Here is a 4,511-nt window from a genome sequence, read left to right as displayed (position 1 = left end):
CGCCTGACCAGCGGCAACAGCTGCGTTTGGGTCTGGACGCCCATGGTCAATACAGCGCCGCCGTCGATGTGGGTGCGGGCACCTCTGGAAACGACCACCTGTTTCGCCTGGTCGGCCTGTACCGCGATGGCGATACCCAGATTCAGCACACGCAACAGAAGCACGGGTTCCTGGCGCCCAGCTACACCTGGCAGATCGCCGAGCGCACCCGAATGACCCTGCTGGGCATGTACCAGAAGGACGACGGCGGCTCCACTTACCAGTTCCTGCCGGCAGCGGGCACGCTCACCCCGACGCGCTACGGCTACATGAAAAACAGCACCTTCATCGGCGAGCCCGGCTGGAACACCTTCGACCGCACCCTGTGGACGGCCGGCTGGATGTTCGAACACCAGTTCAACGACCACCTCACGCTCACGCAGAACGCGCGCCGCACCCACGTGGATTCGCTGTACCGCGGCGTGGTGACCTTCGGTGCACTCAACGCCGATGGCCGCACGCAGAACCGTCGCGGCGTCATGGGCACCGGCGATTCGGAGGGGGACACCTTCGACACCCGGCTGCAGGCACGCTTTGCCATCGGTGCGGCCGAGCACACCGTGCTGCTCGGCTGGGACTGGCAGCGCGCCGACTGGGAAGGGGTACGCAGCGCGATGAGCAGTCCGCGCCCGATCGACATCTTCAACCCGGTGTATTCCACCTACGCACCCACGGTCAGCACTGAAACGCCGACGGCCGGGGTCAACCGCCAGAGCGGCGTGTACCTGCAGGATCAGATCGCACTGGCCAACTGGCGGCTGACCCTGGGCGGCCGCTACGACTGGACCAAGGACGACAGCACCAGCGCCAACCGCAACATCGCCACCGGCATCTCCACCCCCGGCGGCCACAGCGTGATCAAGAGCGAAGCCTTCACCGGCCGTGCCGGACTGTTGTATGTGTTCGACAACGGCCTCACCCCGTATGTGAGCTACGCCGAATCGTTCCAGCCGTCGACCAAGTCGCCGCTGGACAGCTTCACCCTCACCGCCCTCGAACCGGTTACCGGGTCGCAGTGGGAAGCGGGCCTGAAGTACCAGCCGGCCTCGGTGGATGGGTTGGTCACCCTGGCCGTGTACGACCTGCGCCAGCAGAACATGATCGTCGACGACCCGGTGGCCAGCCATCGCAACTGCGGCGCGACCGGCACCGCCACCTGTTCGATCCAGGGTGACGAAGGCCGCGTGCGCGGCATCGAACTGGAAGCCCGGATCACCCCGATCGACGGCTTCAGCCTGATCGGCGCGGCCTCGCGCATGGACTCGGAGATGACCCGCTCGGCCGCATACGCAGGCAAAGCGCTGGCGATGGTGCCCGACTACAGCGCCTCGTTCTGGGCGGACTACACCTTCCAGGACGGTGCGCTGCGCGGGCTGAGCCTGGCGGCGGGTGCGCGCTACAACGGCGTCAGTTATGGCGACAGCGCCAACCTGTACCGCATTCGGTCCTACACGCTGTTCGATGCGGCGCTGCGCTATGACCTCGGYCAGATCGGCAGCACCCATGTGCAGCTCGCGCTCAACGCCAGCAACCTGGCCGACAAGCGTTTTGTGTCCACCTGCACCGGCGTGTCCTCGTGCTACTACGGCAGCGGCCGCACGGTCATGGCGACGGCGACGTTCGGCTGGTAATGAGGCGTCGGCGGGTCGCCGGGGGTGCGGGCCAACGCCCGGCGAAACAGTCCATCGCCGGACGGTGGCGTTGATCGGGGATGCCGCGCAGCCGACCAACGGTCGGCTCTACGGTGGGGCGGCGACCACTACCAACGGCACGCCGCGCTGCGGGTGCTGCAGCACGATCACCGGCTGCTGGTAGACGCGACCCAAGTGGGCTTCGGTCAGCACCTGCGCCGGGGTGCCGTCCGCCGCTACCCTGCCCTGTTCCAGCAGCACGATGCGGTCGGCATGCCCGGCCGCCAGATTCAGATCGTGCAGCACCACGATCACGCAGGCACCGGCATCTGCCAGGGCGCGCACGCTGCGCAGCGTGCGTTCCTGGTGGCGCAGGTCCAGCGCGGCGGTGGGTTCGTCCAACAACACAAGTGGCGTCTGCTGGGCGAGCACGCGCGCGAACGTGGTACGCGCCGACTCACCGCCGGACAGCTGCTGCACCTCGCGCTGACGCAGCGCCTGCAGTTCTGCCGCATCGATCGCGCGCTCCACCTGGAGATCATCCAGCACCGGATCCGGCGGATGCGGCAGCCGCCCCATCGCCACCACCTCTTCCACGCTGAAGGCAAAGCGCACGCCGTGTTCCTGCGGCATCACCGCGCGTTCGCGTGCCAGCGGCCCGGCCCGGTAGCCAGCCAACGGCTTGCCCTGCAGCAGCACCTCGCCTTCATCGGCAGGCAGGTCGCCCGCCGCCACCGCCAACAGGGTCGACTTGCCCGCCCCGTTCGGGCCGACCAGCGCGGTGACCGTGCCCGGCACGAAATCCAGCGCGATGCCATGCAGGATCTCGCGCTGCTGGCGGCGCACGACTACCCCGCGCAGGCGCAGCAACACGCTCATGGCGTGTCCTTGCGGCGCTGCTGCAGCACCAGCCACAGGAAGAACGGCGCCCCCAGCGCCGCCGAGAACAGACCCAGCGGGATTTCCGCAGGCGGATCCAGCGTACGTGCGGCGGTATCGGCGATCACGATAAGCACCGCCCCCAGCACCCCCGACACCGGCAGCAGCCAGCGGTGCCCGGGGCCGACCAGCATGCGTGCCACGTGCGGCACCACCAACCCGACAAAGCTCACCGAACCTGCGAACGCCACCGCCGCACCCACCAGCAGCGCGCTGAAGGCGACCAGCCGGCGCCGCGTGCGCGCCACGTCCAGGCCCAGGTGCTGCGCCTGGCGCTCGCCCAGCGCCAGCATGTCCAGCGGCGTGGCCAGCCGCCGCAACGCGAATACCCCGATCGCGAACAGCGGCGCCACCGCGATCACATCCGACCAGCTCGCGCGTGCCAGCGAGCCCATCTGCCAGAACACCAGCGACTGCAGTTCACTCTCGCTGGCGATATAGGTAAGAAAGCCGATCAACGCCGAGCAGAACGCCGCCATCGCGATGCCGACCAGCAGCAGGGTGGCATTGCCACTGCCCTTGCCAGGCCTGGCCAACGCGTAGGTCAGGCTGATCGCCAGCGTTGCCCCTGCGAAGGCCGCCACCGGCACGATCCAGCCGGCGGCACCGGCCGCGCCCAAGACGATCGCCGCCACTGCACCCAGTGCTGCGCCCTGGCTGACGCCAACGATGCCCGGATCGGCCAGCGGATTGCCGAACAACCCCTGCAGGCTGGCGCCGGCCATCGCCAGCGCCGCACCCACCATCGCTCCCAGCAACGCGCGCGGAATGCGCAGCTGCCAGACCACCGCCAGATCACGGCGGCTGACTGCATGCGGCTCCACCAGTCCCAGCTTCACTCCGATGGCCTGCAGCACCTCCAACGGTGGCAGCCGCAACGGCCCGACCGCGAACGAGGCCAGCACCGCCAGCAGCAGCACTGCGGCAGCCAGCAGCAGCATCCCGCGACCACGTCGACGGCGGCGATCGGCCGGACTCATGCCGGCGGCAGCGCCGCCAACGCCTTGGCCAGCGCCAGCGCGCCCACGCCGGAGCCGACGCTGGCGTACTTGAGCTGCACGTCCGGCATCACCCAGACCCGGTTGGCCTGGCCGGCCGGGGTCTGCTTCAGGGTGGGATAGGCCTTCCACAGGCCCTCGGCGCCGCCAAACAGCGCCAGGTCGTGCTCGGTCACCAGGATCACCTCCGGTGCCGCCGCCACCACGCCCTCGTTGCTCAGCGCCKAATAGTTCGCCACGCCGGCTTCGGTGCCGATGTTCAGACCACCCGCCAGGGCGATCAGCTTGGCGGATGCACTGTCCGCGCCGGCCACGGTCGGCGCGCCGCCAGCGCCGGTGGCCGACACATGGATCACGCGCGGCGCACGACCGATGCTCTTGCCGATCGCGGCAGCCTCATCCAGCTGCTGCTGCACCTGCGTGCCCAGTTGCTCGCCGGCGGCGGCCAGGCCGAGTGCGGCAGCGATCTTGCGCACCTTGTCCGGGGCCGGTTGCAGGTCATCGACCACCACCGCCGGCTCGCCCACCGCGCGCAGTTTCTGCGCCAGTTCGGTATGCCGGCGCAGGCTGTTGCCCAKGRACAGCGAGCCCTGCAGGCTCAGTACGCCTTCCACGCCGGTGGTGCGGTTGAACAGGAACTGATGTGGTGCGGCGCGGCCGGAATCGGTGGTGGTGTTCTTGGGCGCGGCGAACACCTGCCTGCCCAGCCCCAACGCATCGATCACCGCGATCACGTCATCGCCACCGACGATGATGCGACCGGTGTCGTCCACCTCGACCTCGGCACCGTCATCGGAGCGCACGGTCGCCGGCAACACAGCGGACTGCCCGACCAGGCGCGGCAGTGCGCCGCCATCCACGCGGGTCCACCCGGCCGGCAGCGTACCGACCGACGGCGTTGCAG

Annotated in this window: 4 protein-coding genes; 1 reads left to right on the top strand and 3 read right to left on the bottom strand. The window is 69.2% G+C overall.

The window, feature by feature from the left end; all coding sequences use genetic code 11:
• The coding region (locus AC1DQP_RS16955) for a TonB-dependent siderophore receptor (protein ID WP_478052057.1) at window positions 1–1,670 on the top strand (1,670 nt) is incomplete at its 5' end.
• A gap of 108 nt (window positions 1,671–1,778) precedes the next feature.
• Here the strand turns inward: AC1DQP_RS16955 and AC1DQP_RS16950 are convergent.
• From AC1DQP_RS16950 to AC1DQP_RS16940, 3 genes are all read right to left on the bottom strand, one after another.
• Window positions 1,779–2,549: a heme ABC transporter ATP-binding protein gene (locus tag AC1DQP_RS16950; protein WP_478052056.1), complete on the bottom strand. Its 771-nt coding sequence runs from the start codon at window positions 2,547–2,549 to the stop codon at window positions 1,779–1,781.
• A complete protein-coding gene (locus AC1DQP_RS16945) occupies window positions 2,546–3,589 on the bottom strand; it encodes a FecCD family ABC transporter permease (RefSeq protein ID WP_256776733.1) in 1,044 nt (347 codons plus the stop codon). The genes AC1DQP_RS16950 and AC1DQP_RS16945 overlap by 4 nt, the downstream gene beginning before the upstream one ends.
• A partial coding sequence (locus AC1DQP_RS16940) for a heme/hemin ABC transporter substrate-binding protein (protein WP_478052055.1) occupies window positions 3,586–4,511 on the bottom strand: 926 nt, incomplete at its 5' end. The genes AC1DQP_RS16945 and AC1DQP_RS16940, both read right to left, overlap by 4 nt.

The organism is Stenotrophomonas sp. P5_A8, from assembly GCF_056400545.1.
This window is presented reverse-complemented; position numbering and strand designations above follow the sequence as displayed.

Excerpts from the sequence above, each read along its gene's own strand:
- AC1DQP_RS16950 (WP_478052056.1), bottom strand. The coding sequence starts at position 2,549 with ATGAGCGTGTTGCTGCGCCTGCGCGGGGTAGTCGTGCGCCGCCAGCAG.
- AC1DQP_RS16945 (WP_256776733.1), bottom strand. The coding sequence starts at position 3,589 with ATGAGTCCGGCCGATCGCCGCCGTCGACGTGGTCGCGGGATGCTGCTG.